Raw genomic sequence first — 20,743 nt, 5'->3', positions numbered from 1 at the left:
CAGGGGGTGCCGTTCCCTGTGTCCGTTCAGGCCGGTACGCCCTCCGCCGACCGACCGAGCGGGCCGGTCGGCTGACGTGCTGTCGACGTACCCCCGAAAAACAGCGGTGGGTGACGGTCCGCGCGGACCGTCACCCACCGAGGGGGTACGCCTGCCGTCAGTCCTCGTCGGACTTGCCGCCGCCGATCCCGGAGGAGATCAGCTCCATCACCGAGGAGTCCTGGAGGGTGGTCACGTCGCCCAGCGACCGGTTCTCCGCCACGTCCCGCAGCAGCCGGCGCATGATCTTGCCGGAGCGGGTCTTCGGCAGCTCCGGCACCAGCAGGATCTGCCGCGGCTTCGCGATCGGGCCGAGGGTCTTCGCCACGTGGTTGCGCAGCTCGGTGATGAGCTTCTCGCCCGCCTCACCGGTGGTGTCGGTGGTGCCGCGCGGGATGGCGAACGCCACGATCGCCTGGCCGGTGGTCGGGTCGGTCGCGCCCACCACGGCCGCCTCCGCCACCGACGGGTGCGACACCAGCGCCGACTCGACCTCCGTGGTGGAGATGTTGTGACCCGACACCAGCATCACGTCGTCCACCCGGCCCAGCAGCCAGATGTGCCCGTCGTCGTCCTTCTTCGCCCCGTCCCCGGCGAAGTACATGCCCTCGAACCGGGACCAGTACGTCTCGATGAACCGGTTGTCGTCGCCCCAGATGGTGCGCAGCATCGACGGCCACGGCTCGCGCAGCACCAGGTATCCGCCGCCGCCGTTCGGCACCGACTGGCCCTGGTCGTCCACCACGTCGGCCACGATGCCGGGCAGCGGGGTCATCGCCGAGCCCGGCTTGGTCTCGGTGACGCCCGGCAGCGGCGAGATCATGATCGCGCCGGTCTCGGTCTGCCACCAGGTGTCCACGACCGGCAGCTCGCCCCGGCCGACGTGCTGCCGGTACCACATCCACGCCTCGGGGTTGATCGGCTCGCCGACGCTGCCCAGCAGCCGCAGCGAGGACAGATCGAAGCCGGCGGGGATGTCATCGCCCCACTTCATCATCGTCCGGATCAGCGTCGGTGCGGTGTAGAGGATGCTGACCTGGTACTTGTCGACGATCTCCCAGAACCGGCCCTTGTGCGGGGTGTCCGGGGTGCCCTCGTACATGACCTGGGTGGCGCCGTTGGCCAGCGGGCCGTACACGATGTAGGAGTGGCCGGTCACCCAGCCGATGTCGGCGGTGCACCAGTAGACGTCCGTCTCCGGCTTCAGGTCGAACACCGCGTGCGCCGTGTACGACACCTGGGTCAGGTACCCGCCCGTGGTGTGCAGGATGCCCTTCGGCCGGGCCGTGGTGCCGCTCGTGTAGAGGATGAACAGCGGGTGCTCGGCGTCGAACGGCTCCGCGGCGTGCTCGGTCGACGCCTGCTCCACCGTCTCGTGCCACCACAGGTCCTTGGCAGTCCAGGCGACCTCCTCGCCGGTGCGGCGGACCACCAGCACGTGCTCCACCGACGGGCAGTTCGCCACCGCCTCGTCCACTGTCGGCTTCAGCGCCGACGGCTTGCCCCGGCGGTAGCCGCCGTCGGCGGTGATCACCACCTTGGCGGTGGCGTCCTGGATCCGGTTGGTCAGCGCGTCGGCGGAGAAGCCGCCGAAGACCACGCTGTGGGTGGCGCCGATCCGGGCGCAGGCCAGCATCGCCACCGCAGCCTCCGGGACCATCGGCAGGTAGATCGCCACCCGGTCGCCGGCGGTCACGCCCAGCTCGGTCAGCGCGTTCGCCGCCTGGCAGGTCAGCCGGTGCAGGTCGGCGTACGTGATGGTCCGGGTGTCGCCCGGCTCGCCCTCCCAGTGGATGGCGACCCGGTCGCCCCGGCCCGCCTCCACGTGCCGGTCCAGGCAGTTGTACGCCACGTTGAGCCGGCCGCCGACGAACCACTTCGCGAACGGCGGGTTCGACCAGTCGAGCACCTGGTCCCACTGCTTCGCCCAGGCCAGCCGCCCGGCCTGCTCCGCCCAGAAGGCGAGCCGGTCCCCGGCGGCCTCGGCGTACGCGTCGGCGGTGACGTTGGCGTTCGCGGCGAGTTCAGCCGGAGGCGGAAACTGCCGGGTCTCGTTCAGCAGATTGGCCAGTGCCTCGCTCATGCCGTGACTCCCTCATCGCATCCGTGACCTGCGTCCCTACCCCCGCAGAGGTTAGCCGGGGCGGGCGGTGCCCGCGACAGCTCCCGGAGCACACCCGCGCCGAGCGGCCCCCGCCGCGCGCCGAGCTGTAGGAGTGAGGTGGGCGGCGGGGCGGGACCGGGTGGCGGGCGTCGCGTTGTCGGGCGGCTGCGGGCCGGGCGCCCGGGCGGGTCGCTAGCGTGACGGGGTGACCACCGATCCGCTCGCCCCGCTGCTCGCGCTCGCCGACATCGCCCCCGCCGTCGAGCGGGCCCGCGACCGGGTCGACCAGTCGTTGCGGCACCGCGCGCTGCGCCGGCACGGCGGCCAGGTCGCGGCCGAGGTGAGCCTCCGCTGCGCCGTGGCCAGCGCCGCCCTGGAGGGGGCCGCCCACGACCGCGAGTCGGTCCGCGCCGGTACGGTCACCGACCCGGTGCTCCAGGGCGCGCTGCGGGTGGCCGGGGCGCTGCCCGGGCTGACCGAGCCCTGGCCGAGGGCCCCCCGACAGGTCCTCGCCCGGCTGCACGTGCTCGCCGCCCGGGACGTCGTACCCGCCGACGAGCTGGGACGGCCGGTGGCCGATCCGGTGGTCGGCGCCCGGCTGGACGCTCTGGCCGGGCTGGTCGCCGGCGGCACCGCCGTGCCCCCGCTGGTGCTCGCCGCCGTGGTGCACGGCGAGCTGCTGAACCTGCGCCCGTTCGCCGGGCCGTCCGGGGTCGTGGCCCGGGGCGCCGCCCGGCTGGTGCTGATGTCCACCGGCCTCGACCCGCGCGGGCTGGTCGGCACCGACGTCGGCCACCGCGAGCGCGAGCCGGAGTACGTCGGTGCGGCCGGAGCCTTCGCCACCGGCACCCCGGACGGGCTGCGCTCCTGGCTGCGGCACTACCTGACGGCGGTCGAGGTGGGCGCCGACCAGCTCACCGCCGTCGGCGACGAGATCCTCGCCGCCGCCTGACCCGTCACCTGGGCCGCGCCCTGTCGACGCCCGGGCCGCCCGTGCCGGTCCCGTCTCCCGGGCCGTGGCTCAGTCGCGCCGGACCGCCCGGTTGACCTTGGACTGGAGGGCCCGTCGGGCGATCGGCCCCAGGTCGTCCACGATCTCGATGAGCATCGCGAGCTGGTCGAGCGCGGACATCGCCCGCTCGGCCGCCACCCGGTCCACCCCGTCGTAGAGCTCCAGCCCGATGAACGCGGCCGACACGGCCCGGGCCAGGCCGGGCACGTCCGCGATCTCCGCGAACGGGGAGCCGGCGAGCAGGCGACCCAGGACGGCCTCGATCTCGTCCACCCAGAGCTGGAGCGCACCGGCCGTCGGTGCGGCCAGCCGCTCGTCGGCCTGCGCCCCGGCGAGCATCTGGGCGAGGAAGGAAACGTTGCCCAGTTCCCGCTCCTGCTCGTGCAGGGCGCGGCCGACGGCGAGCAGTTCGCGCAGGGAGCCAACCCCGGCCAGCCGCGCCGACCAGTGCCCGACCCGCTCGACCGTGCTGGCCCGGCAGGCCGCCGCTAGCAGGTCGTCCACGCTGCCGTAGTGGTAGAACACCAGCGCCTGGTTCACCCCGGCGGCGGCGGCGATCGTACGGGCCGAGACCCCGGCGATGCCGTGCTGGCGGATCGCGGCGATGGCACCGTCCAGGAGGCGCTGCTTGGTGTCGGACATCCCTCTCCTCGCGTGCCGGCTCGTCCGGCTTCGGCTTCTCGCGTGCCAGCCTCTGTGGCTCGCGCTTCTCGCGTGCCGGCTTGCCCGGCTCGCCGGTCGCTGGCCGGACGCGGCGGTGCGATCATCGCATCGGTCACCAACTGCGCGAGCCAGGCGACCCCGGGCAGCCGCAGCGTCCAGCCGGCCAGCGCCCAGCCGAGGTGGACGTGTTCGAGCGCGCGGGCGACGGCGGCCACCCCCCGTTCCCGGTGGCCGTCACCGCCCGCGTACTCCGCCCGCCGCAGCACCCCCTCGTACGCCGAGGCGGGCCGGAGGACGAGGCCCGCCGGGTGCCGGCGGGCGAGGAAGCGCCACACCGCCGCGCACGGCCCGCAGTCGGCGTCGAGCCAGAGGATCGCAGGTGGCCCCGACACGTACGGCCGCCAGCGCGGCCACCAGTTCCGGACCCGCCGTCGGTAGGCCCGCCAGTCCTCCGGGTACCGGCCGGCGAGGTCGTGCTCCTCGTGCGGCCCGGCCACCGCCGCCGCGAAGGCGACCGCCGTCGCGCCCGCGCCGGCCAGCGCCAGGCTCCCGGTCGCCGCGGCGGTCAGCAGCACCAGGGCCACGGCGCCGAACTGCATCGGGTTGGCGAGGTAGGCGTACGGCCCGGTGGTGACCAGCCGCCGGGGCGGATCCCACGGGTACGGGGTGCCGCCGCCCCGGACCGCGAACTCCCGCACGGCGGCGAGCGCCGGCGTCGCCACCAGCAGGACGACCTGCCCGGCGAGCAGCAGCCGGGACGGGGGCAGCCCGGTGAGCCCGGCCCAGGAACCGTCGCCCAGTTCGAAGGCCAGCGTCGGCACGAACCACAGCAGCAGGGTGGCGAAGAGGCCGACCTGGAGCAGCGCCCGGGCGGCCAGGTGCCGGCGGTCCGCGCACCACCGGCCGAGCAGTTGGGCGGGCAGGGCCACGGCGAGCAGCCCGGCAGCCTCCCCGAGGAGCCAGTGCGGACCGAGGCGGACCAGCGGGTGCAGGGCGGGCATCGCCACGGCGTCGAGCCAGAGCAGCAGGCCCAGCGCCAGCGGCAGCGGGAGGACCCTGCGCAGCAGCACCGGCAACGGGCCCCACAGGGCGGCCCAGCCGATCCACAGGTCCACCGGCAGCCCCCGGTACGCGCCCCGCACGGGTGCGAAGGTGTACCAGCCGGTGCGCCGGGCCGCCTCGTCGAGGGCCGCGATGCCGACGGCGCCGGCCACGAAGGCCAGCAGCGCCGCCGCCCGGGCGTCCCGGTTTCGCTCCAACCGGGCGGCGGCGAGCACGGCCAGCAGGGGCACCGCCAGGCTCAGGTGGCGGGCGACCGTCACCGCGGGACCGTCATGTCCAGCAGGTGCCCGACCCCCTCGCCGAGCAGGACGTGCTGCACCGGGCCGAAGTACCAGGACGGGTCGAGGCCGCGCCGGTAGTCCACGCTGATCCGGACCTCGGTGTGCCCGGCGTCGACCGCCCGCCAGCGCAGGTCCGCACGCCGCCAGGTGAACCAGCGGGCGGTGATCGAGGTGTCCTCGACGAAGCGGAAGACGACCTGTTGTGGCTGGGCGGTCTCGACCTCGGCGAGCAGGTGCCCGCCCGGCCCGTGCGCGCTGCCGTGGTAGCCGAACATCCAGCGGTCGCCCACGGCCAGGCCGTCGCCGCTGACCTCGGTGGGTGTGGGCGCGCCCAGCAGCCGCAACGGCAGGGACCGGACCGGGACGGGCCGGGGGCCGGCCGCGAGCCGCTCGGCGACCTGGTCGGCGGGCAGCGCCACCACCCGGACCACCTCGACCGACTGCTCCGGGTCCAGCCGTGGCCCGATCCCGCTGCCCTCCAGGCCGGGCAGGAGCAGCAGCGGCACGGCGAGGACCGCGTACGTCCGCGAGGCGTCCCGCAGCGCGCGGATCAGCGCGGTGGTGCCGTGCGCCACCGCGTACACCAGCGGGGCGGCCAGGATGACGCAGACCGCCCCCTCGTGCAGCGCCACCGCCGCCAGCAGCAGGGCGATCGTGGTGACCACGAAGACCCGGCCGTGCGCCGTCCGGCCGGGGGTGAGGGCCAGGGCGGTCGCGAGGATCACCGGGAGGGCCACGAACAGCAGGGCGCTGTCGGCCCGCCCAGCGCGGATCGTGACGATGTAGACCACCAGCCCGAAGGCCGCGATCAGCCCGGCCAGCACCCAGTTGGCGGCGGTCCGCCGCGGTGGCCGTTCGCCCTGCTCCGACATGACATCCTCCCCAGTTTGAGCGATCGCTCAAGCGGAGCATAGGCGGATTTGAGCGATCGCTCAACAGGGGTTTGGCTCGGCGGCCGCGGCCGTTCCGGGACAGGGCTGCCCACTGGTGGGGCCGCTTCGGGACAGAGCCGTCCCCTCGTGGGGTCGCTCCTGGGCGAGGCCGTCCACTGGTGGGTCGCTCCGGAGCGGAGCGTCGCGTCCTGGCGGAGTCAGGCGGCGGGGGCGCTCGGAGAGGTGATCGGGCGCGGCGGACGCCGGTCGGTGAGGTGACCGGGCGTCGGTCAGGCGACCGGGGCGGTACGGGTGCGGCGGTGCCGGCCGTACCAGGCGATGCCGATGGCCACCCCGACGCCGACGCCGAGGGCCGCCGCGGCGACCGGGACGGCGGGGCGTTCCCGCAGCCGGCGGCCCAGCGGGATCGGGTGCCTGAACTCCAGCACCGGCCAGGCGTTCTCGCTGGCGAGCTTGCGCAGCGCCCGGTCCGGGTTGACTACGCTCGGGTGGCCCACGCACTCCAGCAGCGGCCGGTCGCTCATCGAGTCGGAGTACGCGTACGAGTCGGCGAGGTCGTAGTCGCGCTGCCTGGCCAGCTCGCTGACCGCCTCGACCTTGCTCGGCCCGGCGGAGTAGAACTCCACCTCACCGCTGTAGCGGCCGTCCGCCACCGTCATCCGGGTGGCGATCACGTCGGTCACCCCGAGCAGTTCGCCTATCGGCCGGACCATCTCCTCGCCGGAGGCGGAGACCAGCACGACGTCCCGGCCGGCGGCCTGGTGCTCCTCGATGAGGGCCGCCGCCTCGGCGTACACGTAAGGGTTGATCAGCTCGTGCAGTGTCTCCGCGACGATCTGGCGGACCTGTTCCACCTGCCAGCCCTTGCAGAGCGCGGCGAGGTAGTCCCGGGTCTTGGCCATGGTCTGCTCGTCGGTGCCGCCCAGCCGGAACATCAGCTGCGCGTACGCCGACTTGACCACGTCCCGCCGGGTGATCAGCCCATCCCGGTAGAACGGCCGACCGAACGCCAAGGCGCTCGACTTGGCGATGACGGTCTTGTCCAGATCGAAAAAAGCGGCACTTCGGCCCACGGCGCGAAAGTCTAGCCCGATGGACTATCGTCGGCGGGTCCCTGGGGTACTGGACTCCGGCCCGACCTGGGGGCGACCCCTAGGACCGCTGCCCGTCAGTGACGGCGGTCACACTCTCCGAACACAATTTCGCACTGAGTGGAGTCAACACCACTCGACGTATACGGGTCTGCTCAGGCATGCTTGTGCTTGCGACGAGGACTCACGTGTCGTGCGAAGCAGGCCCTCGGCGGTTGCACCCCCCGTAACCGCTGAGTCGGTTCGGCTCAACCCCCCCGGAGCCGAACCGCCCGACGACCCCCGTCTCCCCCCGACGGGGGTCGTCCCTTTTCGGATCTTCTTCCGGCCCAGGTGGGGGCGAGTCCGCCGGGTCCGTCGGGCGGGGCGACGGGCGGCAAGTCAGCGAATCGTCAGCGGACGTCAGCCGGACCCGGTCGGCGTAGTCCTCGGGCGTGTGCGTGTACCGGTCGAGCGTCGTCGACGCCTTCTCGTGCCCCGCCACCCGCCGCACCACGTTGACCGGCACTCCGTCCGTCACCAGCGACGTGATGTACGAGTGCCGCAGGTCGTGGAACCGCAGCCCGCCGACCGCCGAGGCCGCCGAGTGCGCCACCGCCTCCGCCTCCGTCGTGAACTCCGCCCGCTGCTCCCGGCCGTCCCGGTCCGGCCACGTCGCCAGCCACCGGCCCGGCGCCACCTCGGCGACCCGGCCGAGCAACCCGGCCCGTACCAGCGACGGCAGCCACACCCGCCGCCGGAAGTTCGACCGTCGCTGCGGCCCGCCGTCCCGATCGGCGAAGACCAGCGCCCGGCCGTCCGACGATCCGGCCCCGCGCCGGTGGCGCAGCTCGTCGACGAGTCGCCGAGGACCATGTCCACCTGCTCCGGCTCGGTCAACCGCAGCCCGATCCGGGTCGGGAACAGGTCCCGGAACGGCAGCACGTCCTTGCGCGGGTCCTGGAGCGCGGCGACCACGTGCACCCCGACAGCCCGGCCCTCAGCTGGTAAGCACAAGCAAGGTTTCGATGAGAGCAGTTCACATAGGAGTGTCGGACGGCGGTGGCAATCTCCGGACCCATGAAGCTCTTCGCCCGACACGAGGCCACCGTCCCCATCTCCTACGGCCACTTCGTTCTACGGGACGTGTGGTGCGATGCCGGCGACGATGGCGAGTCGCTCAGAGATGCGCAGGATCAGGTAGCCGGCGCATCCACATACCGACTCACGGTGCTAACGCCCCTCGACCCGTTCAGGGTGGGGCTCGAGCTGCGGGTGTGGGCCGGCGAGCCCGAAGCCGACAGCAGCCAGTGGGACGGATGTCGACAGCTTGAGCTGCACCTCCCCACCGGAGAGATGATCGTCGAACAGATCACCGGAGGAGCGGCGGTAGAGCTCGCGCTACCGCAAGGAGCTGGGGTCTACGGCGTCCGGGTCTACCGCAGCGGAGAGGGCAACAGTCAGAGGTTCCTCATTGACCTCTGGTGGCAGGCGCCGCTGCCGCCAGCCGACGATGACGAGGACTTCTACGGCGATCTGTGGAACTGACTCAGGACAGCGCGTAGGTGTCCTCGATCTCGTGGCGGCTGCCCGGCATAACCAAGACCGACGTCATGATCGGATTACCGGATGCCTGGTGGACGGTGATGACAACGCTTATCACCGACTCGTCGGCCGGCACCTTCAGGGCCTCGGCCTCGATGTCGCTCACCCGGCGGGCGGTCATTCGTTCGGTGGCGTAGTCGGCGCGTAGGCCCTTGTGGCGGGCGATGAGGTCGAGCAGGCCGCCCGGGATCGGGTCCGGCTTGGTGATGTCGGTGCCGACCGCGATGTCCACCGGCACGAACGTGGCCACCAGGTCCACCGGCCCCGCCTCCGAGACGGTCCGGCGGCGCCGCTCGTAGACCGGCGTGCCCTCCGGGATCTTCAACTCCGCCGCGATGCGCGGTGAGGCGAGCACCGGGCCGACGTGCAGGATCTCCGTCTCCCCGGTCTCGTCCAACACGACCGCGTCGCGGGCGTAGTCGGGCGAGGTACGGCCGGAGGCGGGACGTCCGCGTACGAAGCTGCCCTTGCCCTGCTGCGACTCGATCCAGCCGTCCTGCTTGAGGATGCCCAGCGCCTTGAGCACCGTCGGACGGGACACCCCGAACTCCATACAGAGCTGGTTCTCCGACGGCAGTGCCGCACCGGGCGTGTAGTCGCCGTCCTCGATGCGCTTCCGCAGCGTGTTCAACACGCGCAGGTACTTCGGCGTCGGAATCTCGTACGCCATCGCGGGCCACCCCACCTATGAACGCTGCATGAATCACAGCAGCTTATGAGTTGTATGCATGACAGAACAAGTCAGGTCAGCCGCCCGGCGTCACCCGCTCCACCGCTGCGGCCAGCCAGCCCGAGCAGGAAGACGAGGCGCCACCTGCTCCGGTCGCGACGCGCCCGGCCAGCGGCGCGGCAGGCAGCCGTACCGGCCGAACACCCGCAACGCCGCCCGCCGGGAACACGGCCCTTCATCCCCACAGCCGGCACAGCGCCCGTCCGCGCTCGACGACGTGTGCTGGTCAAGCTGCCCCTGCGCTGCCCGGAGCTGGTCGTACGCCGCACCGGACAGGTACGTGGTCACTGGCCCTACCCTTCAGGTAGCAGCTTGCTCGCGTGTACCAGGATCTGCGTCTGCGGACCTCGGCGGCCGGACGGGCTAAGCCGGACACCTTCGACCCAGATCCACTCGTCGTGCGGCGGGCGGTTGACCACCAGCCGGACCCCGGTGACCCACAACGTCACCGGCCCGTCCGACGGTAGGAGACGATCCGTTGCATCGATCTTCAGCACCGCGCCGAGTTGTATCCGGATGTCAAACACCGCGTCTCCTCATCGCCGGCGCCACGTTGCGAGGCGGCGCGCTGTCGGTCTTGCGTCGTTGAATTTGCAGGCCGGCGATCTGCACGAAGACCTCCCGCCGCGCCAGCGCGTTGCCGGTGGCCAGGTCGATGGAGTAGCCGGTAAGCCACACCCAGCCGTAGTACGTCGGCGTGTCGTCCACCGTTCCTCAGCCGCCAGCTCGCCCTGACGTGGATACGTCGGCAGCGCGGCAAGCCCTCGGCTCAACTGGTCGGCTTGGCTCGGCGGCTCAAGGTGCTCGACTGAATCCATCCCATCTAGGCTGCCCTGGTGACGGCCAACGAGATGCCACCCATGGCAACCCCACGCGTCGCCGCCGGCGCCCTCTTCTTCGACAACGAAGGCCGCGTGCTCCTCGTACGCCCCAGCTACAAAGAGCACTGGGACATCCCCGGCGGCTATGTCGAACCCGGCGAGTCGCCCCGAGCGGCGTGCGCACGTGAGGTCGAAGAGGAACTTGGCCTCACGCCCGCGCTCGGACCGATGCTGGTTGTTGACTGGGCGCCCGCCGAACACGAGGGCGACAAGCTCCTCTTCATCTTCGATGGCGGATCACTCACCGCTGAACAGGAAAGCGGAATTCGCTTCGCAGACGGGGAATTAACCGAATGTCGCTACGTGACTGCTGAAGCGATGGGGCAATATGGGCCGCCCCGGCTCGCCCGCAGGATCCGCACCGCAATCGTGGCACGCAGCGACGGAGGTTCCACCTACGCCGAGCATGGCAGCGCAATAATCTAGAACTGTGGTTCCGATACACGTTCAAGGCGGCCCTGAACGCGAGGCGTCAAGCCCCCCATTTAGGATAGGTGTCCGATGTCCTTTTCTAGCTCTACCGTGAGCTTCCCCATCAAGCGTCTGAATGCAACCCCGATTCCGCTATCGGAAATCTTCGCAACCTCCTCTTCGCCTAAATGCACTGCCAGGATGTCCCTCATCTTGTCAATGTCCATCACATCATAGTTGGGGATATACTTCCCGTCCTTGCCGTGAGGGTGGGTGATTGACCAATAGGCGCGCACGAAACTCTTTGTCGCGAACCCGGTCGGCACTTTGGATCTTTTCTTCATTTCGCCGACGAAGACGTCCAGGCGCTTTAGAAGTGTAAGGTCATTCATTTGTCGGAAGTAGTGCAGCCAGCCATACGGGTTGCCACCGTAAATGCAGCCGGTAATCAACGTGTTGATGCGACTCTCAAGCAGACGGACATTCTTTTCGTGCTTATAGCGAGTGAAGATGCGTGCAATTGAATTCTCGACGTTCCGAACGCTCTGGTCGCGGACAGATATGGTCAACGGATTGAACGTGTACCCGAGGTAGCTGAAGCCATCCGAGATATCCCCAGTGCTCGACTTGCTCCCCCCGCCCGATACCTCGTGAACCTTTAGGCCAAGCTCCCCAAAGAGCGTCACCGCTAGCTTGCTTATCCGATCGACGTCTACATGGTCGCACAATATTAAAATGTCATCTACATAGCGAACGTAGAAGCAGCCCTCTGCCGCAAGCTCGCTGTCGATCCTTTGCATGACAAGTTCGGCAAGGCAATTCGATATAGCAAGCCCTTGCGGTACGCCCCGCGCATTCGGGGTCCGACTTCTATGGCTTACAGGGATCGTTGATGTCTTCACTGCACCTAAAACAGCTTCAATAATTTCGTCCTTGCGAACTCTAGTTCGCAACCCTTTCTCAATCAATTCGTGACGAATGGATGGGTAGAAGTTCTCTACGTCCATTTTAATGTAAGAATCAAAACCGCCAACTCTAAGCGCTTCAGATAATTGATGTACGCGCTTTTGCGGGAGTGTGCCCCGAGTCTGAGGAAATAGTTCGCCAAGGCAATCCGCCAAGGCGCGAAGGGCGATCCGATCGCGAGCCGTTGGGACTGACAACACGCGGGGAGGTCGCCCTGCCCCTTTGAGTTGGAGAAACTCTCGATAGGCGCTGAATCGGTACGTTCCTGATCTCATTCTTCGCGAGATGAAGGAGGTCACTTCTTTAATCTCACCGTTCAGTGCGTCCGGACTCACGCCATCACGGCCGCGAGCCCTCTTTTCAAGCACATGTTCCCGGTAGACTCGCACTAGGTTAGATGGAGCAGTCGCCGACCTGAAGATTTTAGAAGCTGGCCTAGATGCCATTGAAGAACCAGGTGCCGAATGGTATCAATATCAAAATTGGCACCGCTAGGCTGGCGTAAGGGAGCGTGGCCACCGACGAATACGCTACAGAAACCGCGAGATCACGAAGTAGCTGCAACTTGCTGCCCCCTTCGCCCTGATTTCTCAATCGAATTCTATGAAAGTCGCGACTGGTGTGGTTCTCGGACGAGGCGACTGCAACGTCATACTCCCATTGCAACTTCTCGCATTTGTCTTGCCGATTCGGCCCCGCATACTCCTTGAGGTTTTCGGCCGCAACAGAGATCTGCTGAATCCTCTTGTAGTTCTCCTCCATTGCCCGCGCCCTAGTTCCATAACCGGCACCCGAGACAACAAGCGAAGCTACCAACGAAAGTATGGATAAAGCAACCATGAGGGCGTCTCCGCCAACACCGTACATATCCCGCTTCGTAAGAAGTCCGACAGACGCGATGGCCGTCGATGTTGATAAAGCAACTAGAGCGAGATTCCATGCAGTGTTTGCATGACTGAGGCGGCGAGAAGCATTCAGTCGGCACAGATATGTCGTGTAACTTCTTTTCTCTAGACGCTCCAACATCGGAGAGAGGGCGTCAGGTAGCGGCTCGGCCACTAGTCTCCTTGCCTGACCATAAAATAAACGTCACCCGCAGCACTCCGGATGCGAGCATTGCCCCGGCAATTAAGCCGAAGCAAACCGCATGGGCGGACCAACACGGCATGTTACTACTGCCACTCAAGCGATGTACCTGAGCAAGTGGCCGAGCCGCCTGGCATCCTACCATCCAAACGCTACCCTGGCGTTCCTTTGCCCAGCGACAGCGACTTGGCAGGAAAACCCAAGGAGAGGGCGACCAGGTGAGGCTCCTACCAGCAGGTTTTCGCCATATGCTTACACGGATTTATGTTGGTAAACGTCCTCCAGCGCCTTGCGCCTTGGGGTTGACCCTCACGAATTGAGTGACGACCGGTGTAAGCACTCGGCGGTCGTTGGCGTGTGGACACAGAAGACGTGAGACGCCGTCTACCGTGACGGGCCTAAGGCTGGGTAGGAGCAGGCGTCGCTCGCAGGGCCGCTGCTAGGTACGCTGGGGCTTTTCAGTTCCGCTCAGCTCCCGCTTCGACAAACGACTGCCGAAACACTCTCTTTAGGATCAAGGGGCCGCGCAAGCGCGGCCTCCCGCCGCCCTCGGCCTGCTGGCGGCCTCCGGCCGGCATCGGCCGGCGCGGCGGGCAACTTGGCCGCCCGGATCGTCACGCCCGAGATTCGATGATCGCTGCTTCGATGCGTAGCCCGATCCCAGCGGCGACGAAGAATCCCGCGAGGATCTGCGGCTCTGTGCCCCCTGCGTCGGTCGACAGAGTGATGGCCGAGACCAGGAGGCCGGCGACAAGGAGCACGTTTCCGAGCGTTCGAGTGGTGGATGCGCGTCTCGAAGCAGGGCTCACCTCGCGGACGGTACCGAAGATTCGGTGCCGGCGCTGTCGGGACCTTTACCCGATCGGTGCGGTGGGACGATCACGAGGGCGGTCGGTCGGCGTCGAGGTCAGGGCGATCGGCTGCCGCGCCGCTTCGCGGCTTGCCACCGGGTACGGGGACCAGGCCGCGGAATGCCGGGCGTCACGCGAAGCCGCCCCGGTCCGGGGGCCGGGGCGGGAAGCCGTACGACGCCGGACAGCCGCGCCGAGGGCGTTGCCGAAAGCTAGGAGACGTCGAAGAGGCGGAGGCCGTCGTACTCGGCGAAGTCGGCGTAGTCCTTGCCGTTGAAGGTCGCCAGCGGTAGCCGGTCGACCAGGCAGCAAGCCGCGATCCACGAATCGTTCGTCGGCCGGGGCGCCCGCGATGCTGTGCCCGCGCCTGGAGCTGCCCCCAGGTCGTCGCCACCGCCTCGTCGAAGGACAGCAGCACGACACCCGACCGCCACTGAGCGAGGTCAGCCAGCTTGCGTGGCCCCCAGCTCCGCAGCACGGTCCACTTGGTCAACTCCCCGAGCGTGACGAAGCTGATGCACAAGGTCTTACCGGCCAGCCGGGCACGGAGGCGGTCATGCAGCCGTCCGCGAAGGATCGCCGACGCGACGTCTGTGTCCAGGACTACGAGGCTCACGCGGTGCCCGCCCGGCGGGAGGCGTAGAGGTCGGCGAGAAAGGCATCCAACTCGTCGTCCGACTCGAAGAGCTCGGGCCGGGCCAGGTCGTCGACGGAGGCGACCGGACGGACACCCTGACGACGGGCCAGCTCCGCCGCTGGTACGTGTTCAGAAGTCGGCCACTTGGGCATGCTCTCGGCGTTGCTCGACATCGTGACTCGCCCCCTCCAGCTCACAGCGGCTCCCATTCTCTCACGAAGAGAGCGTGGACCCCGTCATCTCCGGCACGGACTATCCACGGATTGATCTTGGCGATGCTCGCTGCGGTCGAGCCGGTCGGGGCAGGTCAGAGGCCTATAGGTGACTCGGGCCGTACTCCATTCCTAAACCGTGTGCTCGTGCGGAGCGGGAAGCCACGCGCCGCAGGCCGCCCCTGCGGGCAATCTTAGGCGTTGCGAACCAGCGACCAGCCATGAGAGGACGGTTCGGGAGATTAGGTCTGTTTCGGAACGCCCGTGACAGATCAGTCTCGGGAGATGCATGACATGCCCCTAGGCGATCTTGCAGTGCCTTGCTGGGTTCTTGCGAGCGGTTCAGCTCGACGGGATGTATCTGGTATTCACCAGCCGAGTGCCGGCTCGCCCATGACCTGGCCTCCTACGGCTGCGGCAAGGTCGTGCGCAAGCTTCGACTGCGAGGGGTGGACGTGTACGTAGACGCTGTGGCCAGCCGGTGCTGGAGCGTGCCACAGTTCAGCGCCGTTGATGGCGAGTTCAAACCCGGAGCGGTTGTGCTCGTTTGGCCAGCACGTGTGCCACGAGATCGATGCGGGCTCCGTGTTCGCAACTGCAAGGACGGTGTCAGCCGAGGTAGTCGGCAGCGGGTATTCGGGAGTGGAGACCTCAGCGCCGATCGGGGGCAGTTGACGGAGTGCTGCCACGACCTCGGTCGTCATGTCCGTGATGAGGTACCCGCTGCCGTCACGGTACTGACTCGGTCGGTCGTCAGGCGGTAGATGTGGCTCCAGAACGTCTCTTACCTGACCGAGCAAGCGCGCCGGGATGGATAGAGACACGAACACGGGTCGAATGCTCAGGTACCGGCCCAGATCATGGGTGTTGGTCTCTGCTTGGGCACTGACATCCTGTGGGCAGCGGCAGCCGATCGACCTGTGGCCCAGCAGACGCTCGGCCATCGCATACGCGACGTCAAGGTCATCACTGGTGTGTATCCGGTAGACCGCCGAGTTCCCCATGGATCGCAGTCTCTCAGCCGGGGGCACGGGAATCCGAGCAATCTTCTTGGCGCACCAATCTGAGCCTGCACCCGCGAGCCGGCTCTGCACCATGCTCATCTCCACGCAGCTCCATGGAGCGTCACCCACGTCCTGACAGACCGAGACGCCCGCGCGGGCCGTGCCACCCGAACCCCGTACGCCGGAAGCGCAGGCTCCGCACCTGCTCGGGGGCCATCGGCGTTCGCCGCGAGGCTGCTCGAAAGAACATTCCACAGACAGCGGGCCCGAAGGTGTCATGTGAGGCTACGACGCCCGGGGGCAGTCCTTGTTGACGTTGCCGAACAGCGCACGGCACACCCTTGAGATGCCACTGTGGACTCACTAGGTTTGATCCTTAGCCACGACCAGTGACCGGCTTTCGAGATTCAGGAGAGTGACCCCATCGCATACATCGATCTAGGGGTGGATGAGACCGAGCTCCCCGGCGTCCGTGGGCCGCTGCGCTTCCGGCCGGAGACCGGTCAACCGTTGCTTGAGCTGGTCGAGGTGCTGCTGCGCGGACCGCATTCGCTCACCCCCGGGGAACGGGAACTGATCGCCGCGTACGTCTCCGGCCGCAACGAGTGCACCTACTGCTGCTCGGCGCACTCGGCGTACGCGGCGGCGCAGCTCGACGAGGGCATGGCCCTGGTCGACCAGGTACGCGCCGACCTGGAAAGCGCCCCGATCTCCGCGAAACTGCGCGCCCTGCTGCGCATCGCCGGGGCCGTGCAGGTCAGTGGACGGGAGGTCACCCCCGAGTTGGTCGGGGCCGCCCGTGCCGAGGGCGCCACCGACCTGGAGATCCACGACACGGTGCTGATCGCGGCGGCCTTCTGCATGTTCAACCGGTACGTCGACGGCCTCGGCACCCAACCGGCGGCCGATCCCGGGTGGTACGCGCGGGCGTCGGGGCGCATCGTCAACAACGGCTACCGACAGGTCGTCTGACGACGATCCGGCCGGCGCCACCGGACCGAACCCCGCCCGTTCCACGAGCAGAACCCGGAGCATCAAGTCATCGCGCATATCGACCTCGGCCAGGACGAGCAGGTCTACCTGGGCATCCACGGGCTGATCCGTTACCGGCCGGAGACCGGTCGCCCCCTGCTGGCGCTGAACGAGGCGCTGCTGCGCGGACCGCACCCGCTCACCCCCGGGGAACGGGAACTGATCGCCGCGTACGTCTCCGGCCGCAACGAGTGCCGGTTCTGCCAGGGCGCGCACTCGGCGTTCGCCGCCGTGCAGCTCGACGAGGGCATGACTCTGGTCGACCAGGTTCACGCCGACCTGGACAGCGCCCCGATCTCGGCGAAACTGCGCGCCCTGCTGCGCATCGCCGGGGCCGTGCAGGTCAGTGGACGGGAGGTCACCCCGGAACTGGTCGGGGCCGCCCGTGCCGAGGGCGCCACCGACCTGGAGATCCACGACACGGTCCTCATCGCGGCGGCGTACTGCATGTTCAACCGGTACGTCGACGGCCTCGGCACGCTCGTACCCGACGACCAGGAGTGGTATCTGGGACCAGCCGGACGGGTCGCCACCCACGGTTACCTGCCGGTACTGGACCGCTGACCCGTACCGGTCACCCGAAATTTCACCCGCTAGCCGAATGGAAGCGTGACGCCATGGCACACATCGACCTGGGCGTGGACGAGAACGAGTTTCCCGGGGTCCGGGGCCCGTTGAAGTACCGGCCGGTGACCGGCAAGCCGATGCTGGAACTGGCCGAGACCCTGTTGCGGGGGCCGCTCAGCCTGTCGACGGCCGACCGCGAGCTGATCGCCTCGTACGTTTCCGGCCTGAACGAGTGCACCTACTGCTGCTCGGCGCACTCGGCGTTCGCCGCCGCCCTGCTCGCCGAGGGCATGACCCTGGTCGACCAGGTACGCGCCGACCTGGACAACGCCCCGGTCAGTGCCAGGCTGCGCGCCCTGCTGCGCATCGCCGGGGCTGTGCAGCACAGTGGACGCAGCGTCACCGCCGAACTGGTCGGGGCGGCCCGCACCGAGGGCGCCACCGACGAGGAGATCCACGACACGGTGCTGATCGCGGCGGCCTTCTGCATGGTCAACCGGTACGTCGACGGCCTCGGCACGTTCGCCCCGAGTGATCCGAAGTACTACGACGAGGCGGCCCAGCGGGTCATCAGCGTCGGCTACCGCAACACGGTCTGATACTTCATCTTCACCCGTGCGCCGCTTAGAAGCGGTGACACCCAGGCCACGCACGACGGCTTTCGCGACGTCGTGGCGGGGCGCGCCGCCCGCGCCTCCATGGCTAGCTTGGGAACGGGCCGCGTACGGTGACTCCTCCATCGACGACAAGACTCTGCCCGGTCATGTAGGCCGCAAGCGGAGAGGCCAGGTAGACAGCCGCCGCGGCGGCATCATCGGGGACGCCGACTCGACCCATCGGAATCTCAGGGACTTCCGCGGCGCGCTGGGCGGAATTCGCCGCCGCCGTTGCGATGGCACCGCAAGCCACCACGTTCATGCGGATGCCGTCACCGGCGTACTCCGCAGCCACGGTCCTGGCGAGGCTGGCGAGCCCGGCCTTGGCAGCACCATAGCCAGCCTGCATGGGCGCGGCCATGACGCCCGCGACGGACCCGACGCTGACGATGGACCCGCCGCTGCCCTGGGACAGGAAGACACGGATGGCAGCCCGGGCCGCACGCGCCACGTAACGAAGGTTCATCTCGTACGCCAGATCCCAGTCGTCGTCATCCATCTCGTGCAGGCGCACCGCGGGTACGAACGCGACCTGCCCTCCGACGACGGTCACCAGTGTGTCGAGCCGACCGAACTCGCCGGTGGTGCGGGTGACGAACCCGTCCAGATCCGAGCGCGAGCGCACGTCACCGACGAGCGGAACCGCGCGGGCGCCAGACTCTGTCAACTCATGAACGGCATCATGCGCCCGGTCCGGATCGACGTCGGCGACGGCGACGGATGCGCCGGCCGCGGCGAAGGCACGCGAGATTGCGCGCCCGATGCCCTCGCCTCCACCTCCGATCACCAGGGTGCTCATGCCGGCCAGTGGTGCAGCGAAGTGGTTCATGGCCGGATCTTTGCATACGGCCCGCGCCCGCTGGCCCTGCTGAACCATGCCCCAGCTCCTCGATAGGGCACCATCGGGGCATGGGCCCGATCGCTATCCCCGGCCGCGTCATCATCCTGCGCGACATGCGCTGCGATGACGCGGCCGACGCGTGGGCAACCGTCGGAGACGACCGCGTCACAAGCCCTGAGGCGGCACCATTGCGCCTGGCTGGGCCCGCCAACCGAGTTGCGGGCTCAACCAGGGCCACCAGGCCCAGCGTTGCCTGGGAAAGCAGAACGAACAGGAACGGGCGGGGCAGCTCGAACAGGCCGACGACGGGCACCACGGCGGCAGCGAGCAACAGCGCGGCGCAAGCATCATGTGGGGGCAGTGTCGTTCTGCGGGGCCGCCGTTCGTCATCACTGACAGGAGCCGCAAGGGGCGGCCGGTTGGTGGGAGAGAAGGTATTACATGCGTTACTGCCTGCTGTTGCACAATCTGGAGCCGGCTACGGGGGAGGTCCCCGAGGAGACAATCGCCGCAGCCCAACATGCGTTCCAGGCCTACGCCAGGGACCTGGAAGCAGCCGGGGTGCTGCGGTCCGCTGATGTGTTGCAGCCGAGTACGGCGAGCACGACCGTCACGCTACGCGCCGGGAGCCTGCAGGTGCAGGACGGACCGTTCGCCGACACGAAGGAAGCCCTGGCGGGTCTGTTCGTCATCGACGTCGAGGATCTGGATGCCGCGCTGGCCTGGGCCGAGCGGTGCCCCGGCGCTCAGTACGGCACCGTCGAGGTGCGCCCGACGGCGACCGCCTTCCTGAACGGCCAATGGACGAAGTAGCCACCGCGTGGGTACGGGCGGAGGCCACCGCCCGTACCTGCTACGGCCGCCTGTTGGCCCTTCTGGCCGCGCGTAGCGGGGACATCGTCGCGGCCGAGGACGCCTTGGCCGACGCGTTCGAGCAGGCCCTGACCCGTTGGCCGGACACCGGCGTGCCGGACAACCCGCAGGCGTGGCTGCTGACCGTGGCCCGTAACCGACAGCGCGACCGGTACCGGTCGGCCGCCCACCGCACCAGCGTCGCGCTCGACGAGGCGTTGCATCTGCACACCGTCGACGGCCTCGATCCCGACGCGATACCCGAGCAGCGTCTGGCTCTGCTGTTCGTCTGCGCGCACCCCGCCATCGAAGCGACGATCCGTACCCCGCTGATGTTGCAGACCGTGCTCGGGGTCGCCTCGCAGGACATTGCCAGGGCGTTCGCCGTGCCCGCGCCCACCATGTTGCAGCGACTGGTCCGGGCCAAACGCCGCATCCGCGAGGCATGCATCCCGTTCACGATCCCGGACCGCTCGGCCATGCCGGGCCGGCTGGCCGCTGTGCTGGAAGCCGTCTACGGCGCCTACGCCATCGACTGGCAGGGCATCGCCGCGCCGACCGAACGGGAACACCTGAGCGGTGAGGCGCTGCACCTCGCCGAAACCCTCGCCGGCCTGCTCCCGGACGAGCCGGAGGTGCTCGGCCTGGCCGCCCTGATCTGCCTGTCGTCGGCACGCCACCGCACCCGGACCGCACCCGACGGTAGGTTCCTCGCCCCGGCCGAACAGGACACCACGGCCTGGAACGGCGAGTTGATCGATCGTGGTGAGCGGTACCTGCGGAACGCCCACCACCTGCGTCGGCCAGGGCGCTTTCAGCTGGAGGCCGCCATCCAGTCCGTGCACTGTGCCCGGCGGGTCACCGGGCACACCGATTGGGCCGCACTGCGTACCCTGCACCAGGCCTTGATCTCCGTGGTCCCCACGCTCGGCGGCACCGTGTCGCTCGCGGCGGTGCTCGCCGAGACCGACGGGCCGCAAGCCGGACTGACCCTGCTCGACACCCTGACCGGGCCGGCGGCTCAACGTTTCCAGCCCGCCTGGGCCGCCCGGGCCCACCTGCTGGCGCGAGCCGGTGACACCGACGCCGCCCGGGCCGCCTTCAGCAAGGCCATCTCACTGACCACCGAGGCAGCGGTACGCCAACACCTCGTCGCCATGCGCGAGCAGGTGGGTGACTCCACCGGCTGAGTGCGCCGTTGGCCACGGGCTGAACCGGGAGGTCGGACCACTGGGGGAACTGGTCGGCGACGAGCTGACGCACCAGCTCCGCGTCGACGGGAATGCGC

The 20,743-nt window shown here is 68.8% G+C and carries 23 protein-coding genes and 2 pseudogenes; 8 read left to right on the top strand and 17 right to left on the bottom strand.

The features are described 5' to 3' along the window. Positions 1 to 157: 157 nt before the first annotated feature. On the bottom strand, positions 158 to 2,122 hold the full coding sequence (acs, locus tag OG559_RS09750) for an acetate--CoA ligase (protein WP_405114460.1): 1,965 nt from the start codon (positions 2,120 to 2,122) through the stop codon (positions 158 to 160). A gap of 226 nt (positions 2,123 to 2,348) precedes the next feature. On the opposite strand from acs, the gene OG559_RS09745 reads away from it, so the two are divergent. After that, positions 2,349 to 3,095 carry an oxidoreductase gene (locus OG559_RS09745; RefSeq protein WP_405114458.1) on the top strand — a complete coding sequence of 249 codons (747 nt, stop codon included), beginning with the start codon at positions 2,349 to 2,351 and terminating at the stop codon, positions 3,093 to 3,095. Between the two features lie 69 nt (positions 3,096 to 3,164). Here OG559_RS09745 and OG559_RS09740 read toward each other — a convergent pair whose 3' ends face one another. The 6 genes and pseudogenes from OG559_RS09740 to OG559_RS09715 all read right to left on the bottom strand — a co-directional run. Next, positions 3,165 to 3,797 carry a TetR/AcrR family transcriptional regulator gene (locus tag OG559_RS09740; protein WP_405114456.1) on the bottom strand — a complete coding sequence of 211 codons (633 nt, stop codon included), beginning with the start codon at positions 3,795 to 3,797 and terminating at the stop codon, positions 3,165 to 3,167. A gap of 100 nt (positions 3,798 to 3,897) precedes the next feature. Then, positions 3,898 to 5,140 (bottom strand): annotated as a pseudogene (locus OG559_RS09735) (methyltransferase); the annotation flags it as partial. Continuing rightward, positions 5,137 to 6,033 (bottom strand): hypothetical protein, encoded by an 897-nt coding sequence (locus OG559_RS09730; RefSeq protein ID WP_405114454.1) that lies wholly within the window; start codon positions 6,031 to 6,033, stop codon positions 5,137 to 5,139. The pseudogene OG559_RS09735 and the gene OG559_RS09730, both read right to left, overlap by 4 nt. 290 nt (positions 6,034 to 6,323) lie before the next feature. After that, positions 6,324 to 7,127, bottom strand: a complete 804-nt coding sequence (locus tag OG559_RS09725; protein WP_405114452.1) for an HAD family hydrolase — start codon at positions 7,125 to 7,127, stop codon at positions 6,324 to 6,326. Positions 7,128 to 7,329: 202 nt separating this feature from the next. Further along, positions 7,330 to 7,875: a tyrosine-type recombinase/integrase gene (locus OG559_RS09720; RefSeq protein WP_405114450.1), complete on the bottom strand. Its 546-nt coding sequence runs from the start codon at positions 7,873 to 7,875 to the stop codon at positions 7,330 to 7,332. Between the two features lie 104 nt (positions 7,876 to 7,979). Continuing rightward, positions 7,980 to 8,135 (bottom strand): annotated as a pseudogene (locus OG559_RS09715) (cell division protein FtsK); the annotation flags it as partial. Between the two features lie 69 nt (positions 8,136 to 8,204). Here OG559_RS09715 and OG559_RS09710 point away from each other — a divergent pair. After that, the gene (locus OG559_RS09710; RefSeq protein WP_405114448.1) at positions 8,205 to 8,672 is read left to right on the top strand and encodes a hypothetical protein; all 468 of its coding nucleotides are present in this window, start codon (positions 8,205 to 8,207) and stop codon (positions 8,670 to 8,672) included. A gap of 1 nt (position 8,673) precedes the next feature. On the opposite strand, the gene OG559_RS09705 is transcribed toward OG559_RS09710, so the two are convergent. The 3 genes from OG559_RS09705 to OG559_RS09695 form a co-directional block, all read right to left on the bottom strand. Further along, a complete protein-coding gene (locus OG559_RS09705) occupies positions 8,674 to 9,399 on the bottom strand; it encodes a GntR family transcriptional regulator (RefSeq protein WP_405114446.1) in 726 nt (241 codons plus the stop codon). Positions 9,400 to 9,752: 353 nt separating this feature from the next. Next, positions 9,753 to 9,986, bottom strand: a complete 234-nt coding sequence (locus OG559_RS09700) for a hypothetical protein (protein WP_405114444.1) — start codon at positions 9,984 to 9,986, stop codon at positions 9,753 to 9,755. Next, the gene (locus tag OG559_RS09695; RefSeq protein WP_405114442.1) at positions 9,979 to 10,167 is read right to left on the bottom strand and encodes a hypothetical protein; all 189 of its coding nucleotides are present in this window, start codon (positions 10,165 to 10,167) and stop codon (positions 9,979 to 9,981) included. The genes OG559_RS09700 and OG559_RS09695 overlap by 8 nt, the downstream gene beginning before the upstream one ends. A 128-nt stretch (positions 10,168 to 10,295) precedes the next feature. On the opposite strand from OG559_RS09695, the gene OG559_RS09690 reads away from it, so the two are divergent. Further along, on the top strand, positions 10,296 to 10,766 hold the full coding sequence (locus OG559_RS09690; protein ID WP_405114440.1) for an NUDIX domain-containing protein: 471 nt from the start codon (positions 10,296 to 10,298) through the stop codon (positions 10,764 to 10,766). A gap of 59 nt (positions 10,767 to 10,825) precedes the next feature. Here the strand turns inward: OG559_RS09690 and OG559_RS09685 are convergent, their stop codons facing one another. The 6 genes from OG559_RS09685 to OG559_RS09660 form a co-directional block, all read right to left on the bottom strand. Next, the gene (locus OG559_RS09685; protein WP_405114438.1) at positions 10,826 to 12,085 is read right to left on the bottom strand and encodes a reverse transcriptase domain-containing protein; all 1,260 of its coding nucleotides are present in this window, start codon (positions 12,083 to 12,085) and stop codon (positions 10,826 to 10,828) included. A gap of 67 nt (positions 12,086 to 12,152) precedes the next feature. Then, positions 12,153 to 12,743, bottom strand: a complete 591-nt coding sequence (locus OG559_RS09680) for an SLATT domain-containing protein (RefSeq protein ID WP_405116536.1) — start codon at positions 12,741 to 12,743, stop codon at positions 12,153 to 12,155. A gap of 674 nt (positions 12,744 to 13,417) precedes the next feature. Then, a complete protein-coding gene (locus tag OG559_RS09675; protein ID WP_405114436.1) occupies positions 13,418 to 13,564 on the bottom strand; it encodes a hypothetical protein in 147 nt (48 codons plus the stop codon). Positions 13,565 to 13,784: 220 nt separating this feature from the next. Continuing rightward, positions 13,785 to 14,270 (bottom strand): PIN domain-containing protein, encoded by a 486-nt coding sequence (locus OG559_RS09670; RefSeq protein ID WP_405114434.1) that lies wholly within the window; start codon positions 14,268 to 14,270, stop codon positions 13,785 to 13,787. Then, on the bottom strand, positions 14,267 to 14,464 hold the full coding sequence (locus tag OG559_RS09665; protein ID WP_405114431.1) for a hypothetical protein: 198 nt from the start codon (positions 14,462 to 14,464) through the stop codon (positions 14,267 to 14,269). Before OG559_RS09665 ends, OG559_RS09670 begins: the two co-directional genes overlap by 4 nt. Before the next feature lie 407 nt (positions 14,465 to 14,871). Further along, on the bottom strand, positions 14,872 to 15,612 hold the full coding sequence (locus tag OG559_RS09660; RefSeq protein WP_405114429.1) for a hypothetical protein: 741 nt from the start codon (positions 15,610 to 15,612) through the stop codon (positions 14,872 to 14,874). Positions 15,613 to 15,930: 318 nt separating this feature from the next. On the opposite strand from OG559_RS09660, the gene OG559_RS09655 reads away from it, so the two are divergent. From OG559_RS09655 to OG559_RS09645, 3 genes are all read left to right on the top strand, one after another. After that, positions 15,931 to 16,479, top strand: a complete 549-nt coding sequence (locus tag OG559_RS09655; RefSeq protein ID WP_405116534.1) for a carboxymuconolactone decarboxylase family protein — start codon at positions 15,931 to 15,933, stop codon at positions 16,477 to 16,479. Between the two features lie 69 nt (positions 16,480 to 16,548). Next, entirely contained in the window at positions 16,549 to 17,103 is a 555-nt protein-coding gene (locus OG559_RS09650; RefSeq protein ID WP_405116531.1) for a carboxymuconolactone decarboxylase family protein, read from the top strand. A 53-nt stretch (positions 17,104 to 17,156) separates the two neighbouring features. Continuing rightward, positions 17,157 to 17,705 carry a carboxymuconolactone decarboxylase family protein gene (locus OG559_RS09645; RefSeq protein ID WP_405114427.1) on the top strand — a complete coding sequence of 183 codons (549 nt, stop codon included), beginning with the start codon at positions 17,157 to 17,159 and terminating at the stop codon, positions 17,703 to 17,705. Between the two features lie 103 nt (positions 17,706 to 17,808). Here the strand turns inward: OG559_RS09645 and OG559_RS09640 are convergent, their stop codons facing one another. Further along, on the bottom strand, positions 17,809 to 18,561 hold the full coding sequence (locus OG559_RS09640; RefSeq protein WP_405116529.1) for an SDR family NAD(P)-dependent oxidoreductase: 753 nt from the start codon (positions 18,559 to 18,561) through the stop codon (positions 17,809 to 17,811). Positions 18,562 to 19,044: 483 nt separating this feature from the next. Here OG559_RS09640 and OG559_RS09635 point away from each other — a divergent pair, with 483 nt between their 5' ends. Together OG559_RS09635 and OG559_RS09630 are read left to right on the top strand one after the other, a co-directional pair. Further along, positions 19,045 to 19,416, top strand: a complete 372-nt coding sequence (locus OG559_RS09635) for a YciI family protein (RefSeq protein ID WP_405114425.1) — start codon at positions 19,045 to 19,047, stop codon at positions 19,414 to 19,416. Continuing rightward, positions 19,404 to 20,645, top strand: coding sequence for an RNA polymerase sigma factor (locus OG559_RS09630; protein ID WP_405114423.1), 1,242 nt, complete (start codon positions 19,404 to 19,406; stop codon positions 20,643 to 20,645). The genes OG559_RS09635 and OG559_RS09630 overlap by 13 nt, the downstream gene beginning before the upstream one ends. Positions 20,646 to 20,743: the final 98 nt, after the last annotated feature.

The sequence above is a fragment of the Micromonospora sp. NBC_01405 genome, from assembly GCF_045040155.1.
In the GTDB taxonomy this organism is placed as follows: Bacteria; Actinomycetota; Actinomycetes; order Mycobacteriales; family Micromonosporaceae; genus Micromonospora.
This window is presented reverse-complemented; position numbering and strand designations above follow the sequence as displayed.